General features: G+C 68.3%; 20 protein-coding genes and 1 tRNA gene. 9 read left to right on the top strand and 12 right to left on the bottom strand.

Going from position 1 to position 17,295, the window contains the following annotated elements:
- Positions 1–79: 79 nt before the first annotated feature.
- Both AB0M47_RS00755 and AB0M47_RS00750 read right to left on the bottom strand, forming a co-directional pair.
- On the bottom strand, positions 80–490 hold the full coding sequence (locus AB0M47_RS00755; protein WP_363406150.1) for a hypothetical protein: 411 nt from the start codon (positions 488–490) through the stop codon (positions 80–82).
- 369 nt (positions 491–859) lie between these two features.
- Positions 860–1,576, bottom strand: a complete 717-nt coding sequence (locus tag AB0M47_RS00750) for a single-stranded DNA-binding protein (protein WP_363406147.1) — start codon at positions 1,574–1,576, stop codon at positions 860–862.
- 115 nt (positions 1,577–1,691) lie between these two features.
- On the opposite strand from AB0M47_RS00750, the gene AB0M47_RS00745 reads away from it, so the two are divergent.
- A complete protein-coding gene (locus AB0M47_RS00745) occupies positions 1,692–2,738 on the top strand; it encodes an alpha/beta hydrolase (RefSeq protein ID WP_363406144.1) in 1,047 nt (348 codons plus the stop codon).
- Here the strand turns inward: AB0M47_RS00745 and AB0M47_RS00740 are convergent.
- Positions 2,668–3,198, bottom strand: a complete 531-nt coding sequence (locus AB0M47_RS00740; protein WP_363406141.1) for a hypothetical protein — start codon at positions 3,196–3,198, stop codon at positions 2,668–2,670. The two genes, AB0M47_RS00745 and AB0M47_RS00740, sit on opposite strands and share 71 nt — an antisense overlap.
- Positions 3,199–3,298: 100 nt before the next feature.
- Here AB0M47_RS00740 and AB0M47_RS00735 point away from each other — a divergent pair.
- Positions 3,299–3,371, top strand: a tRNA-Arg gene (locus AB0M47_RS00735).
- 160 nt (positions 3,372–3,531) lie between these two features.
- Here AB0M47_RS00735 and AB0M47_RS00730 read toward each other — a convergent pair.
- Genes AB0M47_RS00730 through AB0M47_RS00720 form a run of 3 tightly spaced genes read right to left on the bottom strand, consistent with a single transcriptional unit; the run spans position 3,532 to position 6,188 of the window.
- Complete coding sequence (locus AB0M47_RS00730) at positions 3,532–4,608, bottom strand: LCP family protein (protein WP_363406138.1); 1,077 nt, start codon at positions 4,606–4,608, stop codon at positions 3,532–3,534.
- A 27-nt stretch (positions 4,609–4,635) separates the two neighbouring features.
- On the bottom strand, positions 4,636–5,217 hold the full coding sequence (locus tag AB0M47_RS00725; protein WP_363406135.1) for a cellulose binding domain-containing protein: 582 nt from the start codon (positions 5,215–5,217) through the stop codon (positions 4,636–4,638).
- Positions 5,218–5,225: 8 nt separating this feature from the next.
- Positions 5,226–6,188, bottom strand: coding sequence for a helix-turn-helix domain-containing protein (locus tag AB0M47_RS00720; protein WP_363406132.1), 963 nt, complete (start codon positions 6,186–6,188; stop codon positions 5,226–5,228).
- A gap of 70 nt (positions 6,189–6,258) precedes the next feature.
- Here AB0M47_RS00720 and AB0M47_RS00715 point away from each other — a divergent pair, with 70 nt between their 5' ends.
- Positions 6,259–7,521: an MFS transporter gene (locus AB0M47_RS00715; protein ID WP_363406129.1), complete on the top strand. Its 1,263-nt coding sequence runs from the start codon at positions 6,259–6,261 to the stop codon at positions 7,519–7,521.
- Positions 7,522–7,524: 3 nt separating this feature from the next.
- On the opposite strand, the gene AB0M47_RS00710 is transcribed toward AB0M47_RS00715, so the two are convergent.
- On the bottom strand, positions 7,525–8,148 hold the full coding sequence (locus AB0M47_RS00710; RefSeq protein WP_363406126.1) for a MerR family transcriptional regulator: 624 nt from the start codon (positions 8,146–8,148) through the stop codon (positions 7,525–7,527).
- A 73-nt stretch (positions 8,149–8,221) separates the two neighbouring features.
- Between AB0M47_RS00710 and AB0M47_RS00705 the strand changes: the two genes are divergently transcribed.
- Positions 8,222–8,731, top strand: coding sequence for a DUF4188 domain-containing protein (locus AB0M47_RS00705; RefSeq protein ID WP_363406123.1), 510 nt, complete (start codon positions 8,222–8,224; stop codon positions 8,729–8,731).
- On the opposite strand, the gene AB0M47_RS00700 is transcribed toward AB0M47_RS00705, so the two are convergent.
- From AB0M47_RS00700 to AB0M47_RS00685, 4 genes are all read right to left on the bottom strand, one after another.
- Positions 8,725–9,432: a DUF1775 domain-containing protein gene (locus AB0M47_RS00700; protein WP_363406120.1), complete on the bottom strand. Its 708-nt coding sequence runs from the start codon at positions 9,430–9,432 to the stop codon at positions 8,725–8,727. The genes AB0M47_RS00705 and AB0M47_RS00700 overlap by 7 nt on opposite strands.
- A gap of 118 nt (positions 9,433–9,550) precedes the next feature.
- Entirely contained in the window at positions 9,551–10,318 is a 768-nt protein-coding gene (locus tag AB0M47_RS00695) for a serine/threonine-protein kinase (RefSeq protein ID WP_363406117.1), read from the bottom strand.
- A gap of 149 nt (positions 10,319–10,467) precedes the next feature.
- A complete protein-coding gene (locus AB0M47_RS00690; protein ID WP_363406114.1) occupies positions 10,468–10,683 on the bottom strand; it encodes a DUF397 domain-containing protein in 216 nt (71 codons plus the stop codon).
- 97 nt (positions 10,684–10,780) lie between these two features.
- Positions 10,781–11,653, bottom strand: a complete 873-nt coding sequence (locus AB0M47_RS00685) for a helix-turn-helix transcriptional regulator (RefSeq protein ID WP_363406112.1) — start codon at positions 11,651–11,653, stop codon at positions 10,781–10,783.
- Positions 11,654–11,829: 176 nt separating this feature from the next.
- Between AB0M47_RS00685 and AB0M47_RS00680 the strand changes: the two genes are divergently transcribed.
- A complete protein-coding gene (locus tag AB0M47_RS00680) occupies positions 11,830–12,033 on the top strand; it encodes a DUF397 domain-containing protein (protein WP_363406109.1) in 204 nt (67 codons plus the stop codon).
- Between the two features lie 637 nt (positions 12,034–12,670).
- Entirely contained in the window at positions 12,671–13,603 is a 933-nt protein-coding gene (locus tag AB0M47_RS00675) for a sigma-70 family RNA polymerase sigma factor (protein ID WP_363406106.1), read from the top strand.
- A 60-nt stretch (positions 13,604–13,663) separates the two neighbouring features.
- Here the strand turns inward: AB0M47_RS00675 and AB0M47_RS00670 are convergent, their stop codons facing one another.
- Complete coding sequence (locus AB0M47_RS00670; protein ID WP_363406103.1) at positions 13,664–14,599, bottom strand: NlpC/P60 family protein; 936 nt, start codon at positions 14,597–14,599, stop codon at positions 13,664–13,666.
- 490 nt (positions 14,600–15,089) lie between these two features.
- Between AB0M47_RS00670 and AB0M47_RS00665 the strand changes: the two genes are divergently transcribed.
- The 3 genes from AB0M47_RS00665 to AB0M47_RS00655 all read left to right on the top strand — a co-directional run bounded on the left by AB0M47_RS00665 (position 15,090) and on the right by AB0M47_RS00655 (position 17,238).
- On the top strand, positions 15,090–15,572 hold the full coding sequence (locus tag AB0M47_RS00665) for a DUF6232 family protein (RefSeq protein ID WP_363406100.1): 483 nt from the start codon (positions 15,090–15,092) through the stop codon (positions 15,570–15,572).
- Positions 15,573–15,671: 99 nt separating this feature from the next.
- Complete coding sequence (locus AB0M47_RS00660) at positions 15,672–16,502, top strand: MHYT domain-containing protein (RefSeq protein ID WP_363406097.1); 831 nt, start codon at positions 15,672–15,674, stop codon at positions 16,500–16,502.
- Positions 16,503–16,524: 22 nt separating this feature from the next.
- Positions 16,525–17,238 carry an HD domain-containing protein gene (locus AB0M47_RS00655; RefSeq protein ID WP_363406094.1) on the top strand — a complete coding sequence of 238 codons (714 nt, stop codon included), beginning with the start codon at positions 16,525–16,527 and terminating at the stop codon, positions 17,236–17,238.
- The last annotated feature ends 57 nt before the right edge of the window (positions 17,239–17,295 follow it).

Below are 17,295 nucleotides of genomic sequence, written 5' to 3'. Positions count from 1 at the left end.
AGCGCTGGTTCGCCTTGGGCGCTGGGCGCTCGGTACCCCAGCGCTCAGTACCCCAGCGCTCAGCGCCCAGCCCCAGCGCTCAGCGCGCCACCGCGTGCCCGAGCGTCCGGATCGTGAACCATGGGGTAGGCCGCGGTGCCACGACGGTCCCCCGCCGCACCCAGTCGTAGAGCATGCCCATGGTCGTCTCCGGGGCCATGGCCGAAGCCAACGGCCGCTGCCGCCGATGCCACCAGCGCGTGGGCCGCAGCGTCAGGAAGACGAAACCGGACGGGCGCCGCAGCGCCACCAGCACAGGTGGCGTCGTGGTGGTGATGAGCCGGGACAACGCCGCCTCCGCCGGCTCCTGGCTCACCGTGACGATCACGTCGCCGCCACGCCAGCCGCCCCTCCGGAGGAACCGGCGGAAGTCCTCGTCGCCAAGTCGTCGGCCGAGTTCGAGTGCCGCGTCGCGGACGGACGCGGCGATCGCCGCCTCATGCCGGGTCACCGTTCCACCTCCTCAGATCGAGCTGCCACATGCGGTTCGGGCTACCAACGGCACGAGCCCTCGGCCGCTTCCGTTGTGCGGTTGGCCTGCCGGCACGAGCCCTCGGCCGCTTCCGTTGTGCGGTTGGCCTGACGGCACGAGCCCTCGGCTGCCTCCGTTGTGCGGTTGGCCTGCCGGGACGAGCCCTCGGCCGCTTCCGTTGTGCGGTTCGGCCTACGGGCGGCGCGTGCCCCTCAACCGCGCCGCCCGTAGGTGCGGGCCGGCTTCGACGAACCGTGTCTGGACTGCGCTCCGCCAAACGCAGCGATCCGCCGAAGCCGGCCCGGTCCCGTTCGTCGCGTCGGGGAGCCGCGCCGAACGGGGGCTCAGTCAGACGGCGGCCAGCGCCGAGCGACGGCCCGCGACGTTGCCGTCGGCCTCGTCGTCGGCGTCGGCGTCGGCGTCGGCGTCGGCGTCGGCGTCGGCGTCGGCGTCATCGTCGGCGGCGTCCGCACCTTCGTCTCCGTCCGCCGTGGTGGCCGGTGTGCCGAAGTCGGCGATGTCGAATGGCGGCACTGGATCGTCGTAGCCGAACCCGTACGGGCCGAAGCCGGGTTCGTCCACGGCGTTGAGCGGATCGTCGGCGGACAGGCCGACGGGCTGTTCCGGGGCGGGTTCGGTCGGCTCGCCGCCGAGGCGAACGGGTTCGGTCGGATCAGGCTCGATCTCGCTGGCGGAGACCGGCTTGTTCCGCGCGAACCGGGCTCGGCCCCGGGCGAGGTTGTGGCCGACGGCCAGCGCCTCCATCTCGTAGAGGGTCCGCTTGGTGCCCTCGGTGTCCACCCAGTCCCGGGTGTAGATCTGGCCGTAGACGATGACAGGATCGCCGACCATGAGGCTGGACGCGACGCCGCTCGCCAGCTCGCGCCAGCAGGTGACCCGGACGCGCAGGCCGTTGCCGTCGACCCACTGACCGGTCGAGCGCTCCAGCCGCCGGGTGCCCGCCGCGACCTTGAAACTCGTCACCAATCGGCCCGAGTTCGAGGTACGCCGCCACTCCGGAGCGGTGAGCAGGTTTCCAACTACCGTGATATGCGTTTCGAACATGCTGAATATCGTGTGGCCTCGCCGAGCCGAACCAGCAAGTCACGATCATCGATATTGTGGACAGTGTTCGTGTGTGGAAAACTCGCTAAGACCAACTCGCGAGTAACTTGTAATCGTGGAGATTGACATCCTGGGTGCGCCGTACGAGCGGCACATCATCGACCTGCCGTCCGACGACGAGGGCCCAGTCGTCGCGACGCTGGTCCGGCGGCGGGCGCTGGGGAGCCTCTCGGGCGAGCCGCCAGAAGTGCAGTCAGCGCAGCCCACCAAGCGCGCCGTCCTCTATCTGCACGGGTTCTGCGACTACTTCTTCCAGACCCACCTCGCCGACTTCTTCGTCGACCGGGGCTGGGACTTCTACGCCCTTGACCTGCGCAAGTACGGCCGCTCGCTGCTCGGCCACCAGACCCCCAACTTCGTCCGCAGCCTCACCGAGTACTTCCCGGAGATCGACGAGGCGATCCGGATCATCCGGGCCGAGGACGGTCACGACACGGTCCTGATCAACGGCCATTCCACCGGCGGCCTGATCGGCTCGCTGTGGGCGGACTCGCGCCGCAAGGCGAAGTACGTCGACGGCCTGTTCCTCAACAGCCCGTTCCTCGACTTCAACGTGCCGTGGCTGATCCGGCGCCCGCTCGCCCCCATCGTCTCCGGCCTGGCCTCGCTCGGGCACTACCGGAAGATCGCCATGAACGTTTCGGGCACCTACGGCCGCAGCATCCACGCCGACCACAACGGCGAGTGGACCTACGACCTGGCCTGGAAGCCGGTCGAGAGCTTCCCCGTCCGCCTCGGCTGGCTGCGCGCGATCCGCGAAGGCCACCTACGCGTACGCCGTGGGCTGGCGGTCGACGTCCCGATCCTGGTGACGGCGTCCGACGCGTCGTTCAAGAAGCCCAGTTGGGACGAGGTCGCCCACGACATGGACGCGGTCCTCGACGTGGACCACATCGTCCGCTGGGCGCCCAACCTCGGCGACCAGGTGACGGTGGTTCGAATCCCCGGTGGCAAGCACGATCTCACCCTGTCCCGGCCGCCCGCACGCGAGCGACTGTTCACCGAGGTCGACAGCTGGCTGACGGCCAACCTCAATGCGGATGCGGCGGATAATGCCGCCAAATCTCCCAACCGCGCCGCCACACCAGCAGATCCCGGCTGAGCAGTCCCCGGCTGCCCGCGAAGAACATCCGGTCGACCGCCCGGCGTACCTTCTCGACGCCGAGCGGCGACCCGGACCCGGTCACCATGACGACATCCCGCGCCGGTACGCCGATCACCAACTCGCCCGGCACCTGGCCGGCCAGCCGCTCCCAGAACTCGTCGAGCAACACGGCTGACGACTCCCACCCGCCGAATGACACCATCAACACCGGCGGCCGCCCGTCCACCTGAACCTCGGCCGTCCATTTGGTCAGCAATTCAAAGGCGTATCGGCGAAGATCGTGCGGATGCAGCCGGATCTGGCGCAGATCTCGCCACGTCACGAGCCCCTGATACGGCGGCCCTGAGGCATAGCCGACCGCGAGTCCGCCCAGGAACTCGTCGAGGACTATGTCCCCCTCGTCCTGGGGATCCAGCTCGTCGAGCGAGACCAGCACCGGCAGAAATGTGGTGCTCATCACGTCCACGAGCGTTAACCTACTCCCGCGTACGCACACCTCCAATAGGCCGTCCAGCGGGTGGGTTTCAACATCGCTTTAGGTACCCTGTGATCTGCACGCGCCCGTAGCTCAGCGGATAGAGCAGCTGCCTTCTAAGCAGTTGGCCGCAGGTTCGAATCCTGCCGGGCGCACCTTCGTATCGGCGCGCCGTCCGAGTGCGCCTCAGCCGCTCATGATCATGGTCAATTTCGTGTCGCTATGGCAACGCGGAATTGACCATGATCATGAGCGTCATCCAAAAGCGCCCGAAATGCGCGCAAGCCAAGCACAAGCCAAGCGCAAGCGAAAGAGCTACGGGCTGAGGTACTCGGGATTGTCCGCGAGGAAAGTGCCTAACGTGTCGTCGCGAGCGGCTTCGAACATCCGCATCGTCCCGGCTGACAACGCCTCTCCCCCAGCGGGGTCTTCGTTGAAGCTGCCGGCGTTGGTCTTCAGCGTGACGAGGTCCGCCGCGGCGAGCACCTTGAGGTTGAAGAGGAAGTCGGCCGGGTCGTAGCCGCCGGTGTCGAGCTTGAGCGAGGCGCCCGCCGCCTTGAGCAGCTCGGAGAGTTTGGCCGGGTTGGCGAGTACGCCGGCACTGGTCGCCTTGGCCCCCATGGCCTTGATGAGTTCGCGTTGGTGCTTCTGGCGGTCGTAGTCGCCGTTCGGCAGGCCGTAGCGCTGGCGGGAATAGTCCAGCGCCTCCCAGGCCGCCATGGTCCGGCAGCCCTTCTTGTGGATCCAACTGTTCGGGAGTTGCGCCTGCCCGTCGTAGCTGTAGTAGACCGGTTTGCCGTTCTGCTCGATGTAGTGGCTCGACCAGGTGTCGTGCTCGACGCACAGGTGGACGCCGCCGAGTGCGGCGATGACGTTCTTGAAGCCGTTGAAGTCGATGACGGCGAGGCCGTTGAAGCTGATCCCGGTCAGCTGTTCCACGGTCTGCTTCATCAGCCCGGCTCCGCCCGGCCAGCCTTGGCCTTGCTGGGATCCGAAGAAGTACGCGGCGTTGATCTTGTCGCGGCCGCCGGCGTACCCCGAGTTGGCCCAGGCGGGTATGTCCACTTTGGTGTCTCGCGGGATCGACATCAGGTACGCCTCGTCGTGGGAGGCGGACACGTGCAGCAGCATGATCGTGTCGGCTCGGGACGTGTTCTCCGCCCAGCCTTCCCGGGTGTCCAGGCCCAGCAGCAGGAGGTTGATCGCCCCCGACATCGGCCGGCCGTTGGCCCCACCATGCCCGTCGACGTCGGCGACCTCGATGGAACTGGTGAGGTCGTTCAGGAAGGACTTGGCCGCCACTATGCCGCCGAACCCCGCGAGGGCCAGCAGAACACCGAGGACGGCGACGATTCTCGCGCCTAGCGGGCTGCGCACCTTACGAGCGGCCACGTCCTCACGATAGGCCCATTGAGCTGGTCACGCACACGGTGTGGCGTTGATTGCGCAGCTCAACGGCTGTTGGCTGCCGCTGGCCTGGAAGCCGGCGACGATCTGCGTACCGGCGGCGAGGGTGCGGTTCCAGCTCTTCGGGGAGAGGGTGACCGTACGCCCGTTCTGCCGGTAGTCGGCTTCCCAGGCGGTCGAGACGTCCACGCCCTCGGGCATCGTGAGCACGATCGTCCAGTCCGCCGTCGCCCGGATCGCGGTGATCACGATCTCCGCGGAGTATCCGCCCGACCAGCTCTCCTTCACGGCGTACCGGGCGGCGACGCCGACTGTGTCCGATTCGGCGGCGGACGACGACGACGACCGCGAGCGCGACGGCGTACGCACCGCCGAAGGCGACAGGGAGACCATCGGGAAGGACAGCGAATAGGAGGGCGACGGCGACGCCGGCGGAGTGCCGCCCGCGACGGCGTCGGGGTCGGGCGACAGGGGCGCGACCACCGCCAGTACGCCGAACCCGGCGGCCAGGCCCACGATCACGGCGATCACGGTGTTGCGCAGCCAGCCGGGCTGCCGCGGCGTCCACCAGCGAACCGGACCCGGGACATTCACGGAAGGAACTATATGCGGAAGGTCCGCCGATAGGCACTCGGTGCGACGCCGATGCTCGCGTGCAGCCGCTGCCGAAGGGAGACCGCGGTGCCGAAGCCGGCCTGCCGGGCGACCGCGTCGATCGGCAGATCGGTCGTCTCCAAGAGCTTGCGCGCGTGCTCGACCCGTTGGCGGGCAAGCCATTCGGCCGGGCTGACCCCGGTCTCCTCCCGGAATCGGCGGGTGAACGTGCGGACGCTCATCTTCGCGTGGCGGGCCAGCGTCCGCAGGTCCAGCGGCTCGTGCAGGCTCGCCATCGCCCAGGCCCGCGTGGTCGCGGTGCTCGTGTCGGTCGGCGACGGCACCGGCCGCTCGATGAACTGCGACTGACCGCCGTCGCGCCACGGTGGGACCACGCATCGCCGGGCGGTGCGGTTGGCGACGTCGCTGCCGAAGTCCTGGCGTACCGCGTGCAGGCAGAGGTCGATGCCCGCGCCCACGCCCGCCGAGGTCAGGATGTCGCCGTCGTCGACGAACAGCACGTCCGGGCGCAGCGCGACGCTCGGGAACAACTCGCGGAACCGGTCGGCCCAGAACCAGTGGGTGGTCGCCGGGCGGCCGTCCAGCAGACCGGCCGCGGCCAGCACGAACGCTCCGGTGCAGATCGACATCAGACGCGCTCCCGGGCGACGTGCGGCGAGCGCGGCGGTCACGGCCGCGTCGTTCACGCCCTCCGACAACGCTGCGGTTCCGTGCACTCCCGCCACCACCAAGGTGTCGGCTGTCGGGATCACTTCCGGCCCGTGGTCGGGGACGATCGCGAAGCCTAATTCGGTACGCACAGCGCCGCCGTCAGGCGTACACACCGTGACCTGGTAGAGCCGGTTTCCAGCGGAGTCCCGGGCGGCCAGGAAGATCTGCGTCGCCGTGCCGAGGTCGAAGGGGACGACCCCGTCGAGGGCCAGGATCACGACGTGATGCCGATCGGTCATGGCCCGATTCTTTCACACAGTGGCTCTCGGGCCACTCCTCCCATGTCGGCGTACGCCTGATCATGGTCACGTGACGACTTCGACCCGCTTACACCGCGCCTGGTCCGTGGCCGCGATCGCGTTCGTGGCGATCATCGGCGCGGCCGGCTTCCGCGCCACCCCCGGCGTGCTGATCACTCCGTTGCAGGAGGAGTTCGGCTGGGGCCGGGGCCTGATCTCGGCCGCCGTCTCGGTGAACCTCCTGCTGTTCGGGCTCACCGCGCCGTTCGCGGCGGCCCTCATGGAGCGGTTCGGCATCCGGCGCGTCGTCTCGATCGCCCTCGCTGTCGTCAGCCTCGGCAGCGGGCTGACCGTGTTCATGACCGCCAGCTGGCAGCTCGTCCTCTGCTGGGGCGTGCTGGTCGGGGTCGGCACCGGCTCCATGGCGCTGGCCTTCGTCGCGACGATCACCGGCCGGTGGTTCGTCAAGCATCGCGGCATCGTCACCGGGGTGCTCACCGCCGCCGGGGCGACCGGCCAGCTGATCTTCCTGCCGCTGCTGGCGAACATCACCGCGACGCACGGTTGGCGGACCGCCGCGCTGACCGTCGCCGGGACCGCGCTCGCCGTGGTGCCACTTGTGGTCTGGCTGCTGCGCGACCACCCGGCCGATGTCGGCACGACGGCGTACGGGGCCGATCCGGCGGAGCCGGTCGCCGCTCCCGCGAAGACGGCGAACGCCGCCGCCCGCGCGCTCGGCAGTCTGCGTACGGCCAGCAAGTCGGGCGCGTTCTGGGCGCTCGTGGTGGGCTTCGCGATCTGCGGCGCGAGCACCAACGGCCTCATCGGCACGCATTTCATCCCGGCCGCGCACGACCACGGGATGCCGGCGACGACCGCCGCCGGGCTGCTGGCCCTGATCGGGATCTTCGACATCGCCGGAACCGTCGCGTCCGGCTGGCTCACCGACCGGGTGGATCCCCGGCTGCTGCTCGCGGCGTACTACGCGTTGCGCGGCTTCTCGTTGCTGCTGCTGTCGCACCTGCTGGACGCGCAGGCCCACCCGCCGATGCTGTTCTTCATCGTGTTCTACGGCCTCGACTGGGTGGCCACGGTTCCGCCGACGATCGCGTTGTGCCGTACGCACTTCGGCGCGGACGGCCCGATCGTCTTCGGCTGGGTCTTCGCCTCGCACCAGATCGGGGCCGCTGTCGCGGCGACCGGCGCCGGCGTGGTGCGGGACGCGCTGGGTTCCTATTCGCTGGCCTGGTACGCCGCCGGCGCCCTGTGCTTCATCGCGGCGGCGGTCTCGGCCCGCATCGGCGTACGCCGTCTCGCCCCGGCGCCCGTCTGACGCCTACTGGTACTTCGAGGAGGCGTGCTCCTGGGCGATGCGCCGCAGCGCGACCAGGATCGCCTCGCCCAGGACCGTGCCGGTGATCACCGCTTCGACGGTGCCGGCGCGGTCCGGGCGTTGCATCACGACGCCGACCTCCGCCTCGGCGAGCTGTTCCGCGGACTCGGCGTACCTGTCGAGGAGGGTGAGCAGGTCGTCCTGGCCCAGCGCGCGGATGGCGTGCACCGCGTCGGCGACCTGATCCACCTCCGGCCGGTCGGGATAGACGTGCCAGCCGCGGCGCCGGATCAGCTCGAGCACCTCGGCTCGGGCCTGCTCCCATTCCGGGGCGGAGCGGTCCGCCCGGGTCGGCCGGGTGAGCAGGTAGTGGGCCGTGCCGCGGACTTCGTGGCCGAACTGGCGCGGGTCGTCGGCCGAGCGCAGCACCTCTTTCACCGCCGTGATGCCGAGCCCGCCGACGTCGATCAGCGCCCGGATCAGCCGCAGGCGGCGCAGGTGCTCCGGCCCGTAGTCGGCCTGATTGCGCCCGGTCGGCGTACCCGCCGGGAGCAGTCCCTCACGGAGGTAGTACTTGATCGTGGGCAGCGGCACGCCGCTGCGCTCCACCAGTTCGCCGACCTTCACCTGTTCCGCCTTGACTCCGCGACCGAGCTAATGGATAGTGAGGATATCCGCTATCCGAAAGGACGTCTCCATCATGGCACACGTGTTTCCGGGCCGCATGACCGCGGACATCCAGGGAGACTTCGTGGTCTTCCTCATCGGCATGCGGTTCAACAAGCCGTGGAAGATCCACAAGTGGTGGCACGCGTTCACGGCCATGCCGCGCATGCTGCGGGAGCTGGCCAAGGACCCCGACGCCGGTCTCCTCGGTTACCTGCAGACCATCGGCCCGCGCGGCCCGGTGCTCATCCAGTACTGGCGATCGGTGGAACAACTCGAGCGGTTCGCCCGCGACCCGCGATACGCCCACCGCCCGGCCTGGAAGAAGTACAACCGGCTCGTCGGCGGCAGCGGCGACGTCGGCGTCTGGCACGAGACCTACCAGGTCCAGAACCAGCGGTTCGAGAGCGTGTACGCGAACATGCCCAGGTTCGGCCTCGCCAAGGCTCGCGAGGCCGAACACCTTCCGGTGGTCCGTCGCGGCAACACCGCGGCGGAGCGGCGTGGCGCGACAGCCCCGGAGGATCTGCCCGTCTCCTACTGAGCCCGGCGAGCGGCCTTCCGGCGGGCCAGCGTGATGCCGAGCGCGAGCGCGACGACGGCCAGCACCGCCAGCAGGATCCAGGCGCCGGCGCCCATCGGGGCCGAGGCCGGCGCCGCTGCCGTCGTCGCCGTGGCGGTCGCTGCTTCCTGCGTACCAGTCGATGGTGAGGCTGAGTCCGACGGCGAGGGCGAGACCAGCGCGGCCTCGGTGGGCGTCGCGCCGGGAGCCGCAGCCGCGAGCTTCAGCACGGGCGCCGGGTGCTCGGGGTTGGGGTCGCTCGCGGTGGGGATCTCGATCCAGCGGTCGACATCTCCGTTGCTGTAGGTGACGAGGGTCTTGAAGGCCACGCTCTTGGCGTTCGGGAGCTGCTTGACCTTGATCTTGTACGCGGCGTCGGTCTTGACCTTCAGCGTTGTCCCGGCGACCGTGTAGCCGTCGGCGGTGGGGGTGAACTTCCAGCCGGCCGGGGCGGAGACGAGGCTGACGTCGGCAGGGGCGATGCCCTGCGGGAGCACGACGCGGACCGACGAGATCCCGGCGGAGCCGCTCTCGGCCTCAGCCGAGAAGCTGATCACCGCGTCGGCCGCGAGCGCCTGCGCGGGCTTGGCGCTGACCTCGACGTGCGCGAACGCCTGACCGGCGAGCGCGAGCGCGCCCAGCGCGACACCGGCGGCGACCGCCGCGAGCCTGCGTGTGAACACCTGATTCCCCCTCGTTGACAAGCCGTGCCGACCCTGACGTCGGGCTGACCATGACAGTGGGCTGACCCTGACGTTGGTATGTCGGCGGCTCGGCAAGATTAGTTCCCGGGTTCTCCGATCACACCGTGACCAGGCTCCAGAGCGTGATGGACACCTCACGGGCGGACGGCCGGCGGGCCGGGTTCTTGTCCATGCAGGCCCGGACCAGGTCGGTGATCCCGCCGGGCAGGCCGGGCACGGCGAGCACCGGCGCGGGCGCCAACGCCTTCGGCCGTACGCCCCGGCGCGGCCGCCCGATGCTGCGAGTCTGATACGGCGAACTCCCGGTGAGCATGCGATAAACCAGTACGCCCAGCGAGTAGACGTCCTCAGCCCGGCTGAGCCCGTCCTCGGTCGCCTCGGCGAGCCCATAGTCGATGATCTTCACCCCGACCGGGGTCAGCATGACGTTGTCCGGGTTGAGGTCGCGATGCGTGACGCCGCGCCGATGGGCGACCGCCAGCACGTCGGCGACGCTTCCACCGATCCGGGCCACCTCCGGCCACGGCAGCAGCGTCCGGCGTTCCATCCGGGTGGACAGCGACTCGCCCTGGAGCAGCTCCAAGACCATGAAGCCGATCGTCGACCCGTCCGCGAGCGCGGCGTCGCCATAGTCGTAGAGACGCGGGACGTTCGGATGACGCAGCCGCGTAGTGATCATGGCCTCGTTCCGGAGCAGCTCACTCGTCACGGAGTATGCCCGGCCCCGTCCGGACAGACACTTCACCGCCCGGGCCTTGCCTTCGAAGCTGTCGACGGCCCGGTAGACGTGCGAGACGCCACCCATCGCGAGGCGGCCGGTGAGGACATATCGTCCACCGAGCGCGGTGCCAACGGGGAGCCACACGAAAGAGAAGTTTTCCCCACCGTGCGTACGCGGAACAACAGTCATCGTGTTACGAGAAACGAAACTGGCACGCGATTGACTCTGCGGGAGATCGCCGGGGCCGCAGAGGCGACCGCCGCCGGGCTCCCGCAGACCTGATCAGCCGTCGATCACTCGGCCCGGGCCGACCTTTCGTCGAAGTCGCCGGCCGCGACTCCGGCCCGGAAAACCCGCCACTCCTCGTCGGTCAACCGGACGACGATCTCCGGCTGAGTCGAATTGCGCAGGAGGACTTCGCCAGCCTCGAACTTCACCTCGGCGCAGGTACCCGCCTCGCATTTACTGCTACGCCGCCACTGCGCCGACCCCGTCTCCCGCCTAGACATCGACACCACCTTCTGACGTGTCTCGTCGATGCCTTGAGTGTGCCACGACCATGCGAGCGATATTCGCGACCGGACATGAGGTTGACCGCGAATGAATTCACGCGAATCTGTTCGCGGTCGCGGAGATGAAGCGCAATGACTCCGCCGGGCTCAACGAGACGGTCTCCAGTCCACGGTAGACCCGCCAGTACGGTGTCGGGTCGGCCCGGTCGATCATCGCCGACTGCGTCATCGCGCTCTCGAAATAGACCAGGTCGCCCTCGTCGGCGGGGAACTCCATGATGATGAAGGTGCTGGAGACGGTGTGGATGCCGGCCGTGAACGGCAGAATGCGCAGCTGGATCCGAGGGTCGTGGCCCAGCTCGGCGAGATAGGTCAGCTGCTCGCGCATGACCGAGGCGTCCCCCGCCATCCGGAGCAGCACCGACTCATCGATGATCGCGTCGATGTGCGGCCGATTCGGGCCGTTGAGCATGTGCTGCCGGCGAGACAGGCGTACGCGGGTCCGGATCTCCTGATCCTGGGCGCTCAGCCCCTCGACGGCGGCGGCTCGCAGCACCGCTCGGGCGTACGCCTCCGTCTGGAGCAGGCCCGGGACGAGCAGGGGCTGGAAGAAGGACAGCCGCGAAGCGTCCGCCTCCAGCGCCACATATTCGGCGTACCCGGCGGGCAGCTGGTCGCGGTACTCCGCCCACCAGGAGCGCTGCCGACTGGCTCGGGCCAGGTCGACGAACTCCTCGACCTGCCGCGCCTCGGTCACGCCGTAGAGCTGGAGCAGTGCCTTGACGTCGGTCACGGTCGGCTTGGTCTTGCCGTTCTCGATCCGAATCATCTTCGAGATCGACCAGTCAAGAGCGTCGGCCGCCTGCTCCTGAGTCCGGCCGGTGTCGTCACGCGCCGCTCGAAGTGCCTGCGAGAGTCGCCGACGCGCGATGGTCGGGCCGTGCAGGCGGCTGGTCGCGGGCTCCATGCCCTCCTCCGTGCTCGTCCGCTCCCCCGGGCTGGCATTCGGTCAGGCGGCTCATCGCCACCTGGCGGAGTGCCAGTAAAAGAAGGGTATATCGTCCCTTCCGTCATTGTCACTGCGTGGATCTCCATCATGGACGAGGCAACGCAGTGACCAGCCCTGACAATCGGGAGTGTCAGATGGTGGAACTGCACGCCGCAACGTGGCGGCGTAGCACCAAGTGCGAAGCGGGGGCCTGTGTGGAGGTCACCGAGCTAGGCAGCGAGGCGGTCGGGATGCGCAACTCGACTCAGCCGGAAATCGCGATCGCCTTCTCCGTCGAGACCTGGCGCGACTTCATCGCGGGAGTACGCGCTGGGGAGTTCGATCAGCCGTCCGCATGAGCAGACGGCACCCGGGCTGTCTCCCGAGTGCCGTAAAGACCGACCGAGCCCGCACAGGCACCGCCCGAGTCCACAGTGAACATACCGGCGTCTCCCGCGCCGCCCGCACCAGGGCCACCCGCCGTCACCCGTTAGCGTGACGGCCGGTCGTGCCTCTTGACATGAGCCGAGTGGCCAGATCCAGGCACCGCTCAAGATCATTCAGGTTAGCCGTCTCGGCGTCCGGGTACTTCTTTCGCGCCACACCATGATCAAATTTCGCGCCACACCATGATCAAACGACAACCGATCATGCCTCTGAAGCGTCTCTATATCGCAAGGAGGGGGCGAAAGATGGGCGCCGGTGACCGGGATCGCAGCGTCATAGTGACCTGGATCGCTGCTCACCGGCGGTGGATCCGGTGGAATGAATAGGGCAAACGCGGCGTTGAGCTGAAGCGCGACGAGGGGGTCGCCGAAAACCGCAGCTTATCGTGCTGATCAGCGAAGTCGCATGTGCCTTTCAGGGGTTTCACAGTTAGCTGTGACACTTTCAGACCGGCGAGAAGGAATCAGCTCCGTTGGTCATCTGTTACGCAGATGTCAGCACCGCACACCGTAGCGGTAATTACGGGGGAGGGACCCGAACGTGGAGAACATGACGATCCTGCGCACCGACCAGGTGGCCGAGGAGCGTGACCTCGTCGGCGTCTACCTGCACGAGATCTCCCGCACGCCGCTGCTCGACGCGGCCCAGGAGGTCGAACTCTCCAAGGCGATCGAAGCCGGCCTGCTCTCCGAGCACTGGCTGGACGAAGATCAGATCCCCGCGGGGGTCAGCCGTGAAGAGCTCGAGCTACTGATCTCGGAGGGCAATCGCGCCAAAGACCTGTTCATCCGGGCCAACCTGCGGCTGGTCGTGTCGATCGCCCGCCGGTACGTCCGGTCCGGCATGCCGATGCTCGACCTGATCCAGGAGGGCAACACCGGCCTGGTCCGGGCAGTCGAGAAGTTCGACTACGTCAAGGGCTACAAGTTCTCGACCTACGCCACCTGGTGGATCCGGCAGGCGATCAGCCGCGCGATCGCGCAGCAGGAGCGTACGGTCCGGCTTCCGGTGCACCTCGTCGAGGACGTCAACCGGATGCGGAACGTCGCCCGGCAGCTCACTCGCGAGCTGGGCTCCGAGCCCGAGCCCGAGCAGATCGCGGCCGCGCTCCAGGTGCCCGTCGAGCGGGTCAACGAGCTGATCCGCTGGTCGCAGGACACCGTGTCGCTCGACACCCCGGTCGGCGACGACGGCGACACCAACCTGGGTGACCTGGTGGCCGACTCCGACGCCCCGTCGCCGGAGGAGATCGTCCTCTCGGCCCTGGAGCGTCAGCGGATCGAGGGCCTGCTCAATCACCTCGACGACCGCTCGGCCGGCATCATGCGGGCGCGCTACGGTCTGGAAGACGGCCGCGAGCACTCGCTCACCGAGGTTGCGTCGCGCTTCTCGCTCTCCCGCGAGCGCATCCGGCAGCTGGAGATCCAGGCGCTGGGCCGGCTCCGCGAGCTGGCTCGGGCCGAGGGCCTGCAGACCGCCTAAGCCCCAGTTGTACGCAGAAAGCCCCGCCCGACATCGGGCGGGGCTTTTCGCTGTTCCTGACTAGGACTTGACTCGGCCGTAGCCGTACGGCGTCATCATGTCGATGCTCGCGAGTTTGACCGATTCGCCGAAGGTCGGGGCGTGGATGACCTTGCCGCTGCCGACGTAGAGCGCCACGTGCCCGAGGTCGGAGTAGAAGACCAGATCCCCGGGCGCCAGTTGGGACCGGCTGATCCGGGCGGTCTCGTCGTACTGGGTGGCGGCGTGGTGATAGAGGCTCACCCCGGCCGCCTTCCAGGCCGCCATGGTCAGGCCGGAGCAGTCGTAGCTGCCCGGTCCGTCGGCGCCCCAGGCGTACGGCTTGCCGATCGCGTTGTACGCGTACGTCACGGCGACGCCGGCCTTTCCGGAGACCGCCGGGATCTTCCCGGTGTATCGCCCGGAGGTCTGACTGCTCGTGCCGTACAGCTGCTTCTTCTGGGCTTCCAGCTTCTTCAGATCAGCCTCGATCTGCTTCTTCTGGGCGGCCAGCTTCGCCACGTCCTCCTGGGCCTTGGCCAAGGCCGCCTGCAACGCCGACTTCTGCTCGTCGTACTTGTCTCCGGCGTCGCGGGCCGACTCGATCATCGTCGTCTGCGTGTCGGCGATCTGCTGCAACGTGCCGAGGCGTTCGACCACGTCCGTCGGTGACGAGGTGCCGAGCAAGGCGTTCCAGGTCGCCAGCTGACCGCTTCCGGCGTACGCCGACGCGGCCATCTTCGCGACCCGCTGGCGAGCATCGTCCCGCTGATGCGCCAACGGGCCGAGCGACGTCTCCAGTTGCTGGATCTGCGCCTGCACCGACTTGGCCTGCTCGGTGCTCTTGTTGAACTGCTCGACGAGCTTCTCCAGTTTGGTCGACGCCTCGGTGATCTGTTTGGAGAGCTCGGATTCGGAGGGAGCCGCGTGGGCCGCACCGGGCGCCAGAAGCACCGCCAGCGCAGCCACGAGAGGCATGGCGAATCGCCAACCCCGTGGGAGTAGTCGCAAGGGGGTGTGAACCTTTCTTCCGCGACCCGACCATCTCCGCAGGTCCGGGCCGGCCGCCTACCGGGTTAGCTGCGACGTCTGGCGTCACGGGCTCGCGCTGGAAGATTCGCGCTACCACGACCGGGGGAACGGCCGCGGATTCGCCCCACTTACCTGGGTCCCCGGTTCACAATCAATCGCTGGTGACTCGACGGCACCGGCCAGGTGTCGCCCTTTTCTGGACGATCGGGGGCCTGACCAGCTCAGACACCGTAACCCGGGATTCGCGTCGTGCAAAGGGCAAGATGCACCCATCTGCCCATGATGGCCCCGGTTGGGCCGGGAAAGTTCATCAGCTCAGTCTGCGATCAGCTGGCATAAGAGGTGCCAAGGTGACAGGTGGCAGATTGAAGCACTTCCCAACGATGCCGGTCACTCCGACAATGAGCATACAAGCGTGTCACACGAGGAGGAGGCCATGCAGCCTACCCGGCGCGCACAGGAGCTGAGCCTGCCCGGCATCCGGGTCACCGACCGGTGGTTCGTGGTGGGTCAGCGCAAGTTCGACGTCACGGAACTGCAGAACCTGCGGACGGTGCGCGGATCGCACCATCCCTTGGCGGTCCGCGCCGGGATCTGCGCGCTGCTGGCCGTGGCCGGCATCGGCGTCTTCTTCGACCGGCTGGAGCCCGTCGGCTTCGTCGGCCTGACGATCGCCGCCCTGCTGCTCGCCGCGGCCGCGGTCGCCGTCGCCTGGCGCAATCCCCGCAGCTACGAGATGTGGGCCGAGTATCGCGGTCTCAGCGTCCAGCTCTACTACTGCGACAACGAACGCCGCTACAACGCCGTCTCCCGTGCGATCATCCGCGCCCGCGAGCGCGCGTACCTGGCGGATTCCCCCGTCGCCGACCAGTATCCGGCAGCGGCCGCGCAGGCCGCATGGTTCACCCAAGCTGCCTGACTCGCACCAAGTGTGCGACATGCGACCCGGACATCTGCCGATAGTGGCAGGACAGTCATCCATCCGATGCTGTGCGGTCAAGGTCCGGGAGCACCCCCAATGCCGGAGATCCACCATTTCGCGTACGGCTGGTTCAACCCCGCGCTGGCGTACCTGCTGGCTTTCAGCGGTTGTCTGACCGGCCTGGTCTGCACCACTCGCGCCCGTGCCGCCGGCACCCGGGCCCGCCGAGCCCGCTGGCTCGTCCTGGGTTCGGTCTCGATCGGCGGCGCGGGCATCTGGCTCATGCACTTCATGGCGATGATCGGCTTCGACATCCCCGCCAGCCCGATTCGCTACAACCTGACCGCGACCGTGGCCAGCCTGCTGTTCGCGGTCGTGACGGTCGGCCTGGGCCTGTTCTTCGTCGGCACCGGCCGGCGCGGGATGGGCAAGTTGCTCGTCGGCGGCGTCTTCACCGGCTCCGGCGTGGTCGCGATGCACTACACCGGCATGTACGCCATGCGCGTGTCCGGCCAGATCAGCTACGACGAGGGACTCGTCCTGGCCTCGGTGGTGATCGCGATCGTCGCGGCGACCGTCGCCCTGTGGTTCACCATCTCCGTCCATGGTGGATGGAAGTCGCTGCTGGCCGCGGCCGCCGTCATGGCCTTGGCCGTCTGCGGCATGCACTACACCGCGATGGCGGCCTTACGCGTACATCTGGAATCGACGGCGGCTCCGGCGACCGGGATCGCGCCGACGCTGCTCATCGTGCCCATCTTCGTCATCGCGGCAGCGACCCTGCTCGGCGCGTTCGTGAGCGCGTTGCAGGCCATGACGCAGGAGGAGTTCGGCAGCGGGCCGATCACTCCGCCGTCCCAGGCAATGGTCCGCGTACCCCGGCCGCGCACCTGGCCCGGGGTCCACAGTGCACCCGGCCGGGATTGACGGAATCTGCTAGAAACGGCGCATGCTCCGAGACTTCCGGCCGACGTTGGCGATGATGCCCCTGCACGCGATCACCGAGGTCTACGGGGAGGAGGGGCTGCGAGAGCGGTTCCTCCACGAGATCTCCCGCTTCGGCGAGGCCGACCGCGTACGCCTGGAGCAGGCCCTCGATCTCGCCGCCGACCTGCACGGCGGGCAACGTCGCGTACGCGAGCCGTATCTGAATCACCTGTTGCGTGTGACGATCCGGATCCTCCATTACTACCGGGTCGACGACGTGGACGTCCTCGTCGCCGCACTGCTGCACGACGCGGCCGAGGATCAGGCGTACAAGCTGGTGGGAAGCGCGGACACCACGGCCGCGCTGGACCGCTTGGGTGAGTTGTTCGGGCCCCGGGTCCGCCGGCTGATCGCGGCCGTGACCAACCCGGAGTACAGCCCGGACCGGCACGAACACGAGCAGTACCGCGAGCATCTCGCCGAGTCGCTGGACGCGGAGCCGTGGGCGCGGGTGATCAAGATCTCCGACTTCACCGACAACGGCGTGGGCGTCATCCACACCACCGGGCCGAAGGTCAGCAGTTCGGCGCGCAAGTACCGGCCCCTCGTGCCGCTGTTCCGGGAGTTGATCCCCCGGGCCGACACGCCGCTGAGCGACGCCGCCAAAGCGCACATCCTGGACCAGCTCGATCTCGCCGAAGAGCGTTTCGCGGCGATTCTCGACGGCAGAGTTTGACGGCCGTCAGCGCGACACGCCCGACATATGTTGGGGTTCTTTCTCGCGGCCACCACA

The sequence above is a fragment of the Hamadaea sp. NPDC051192 genome (assembly GCF_040682475.1).
GTDB lineage: Bacteria > Actinomycetota > Actinomycetes > Mycobacteriales > Micromonosporaceae > Hamadaea > Hamadaea flava.
Note: the sequence above shows the minus strand (reverse complement) of the source record. Positions and strands in the feature narration are given on the sequence as shown.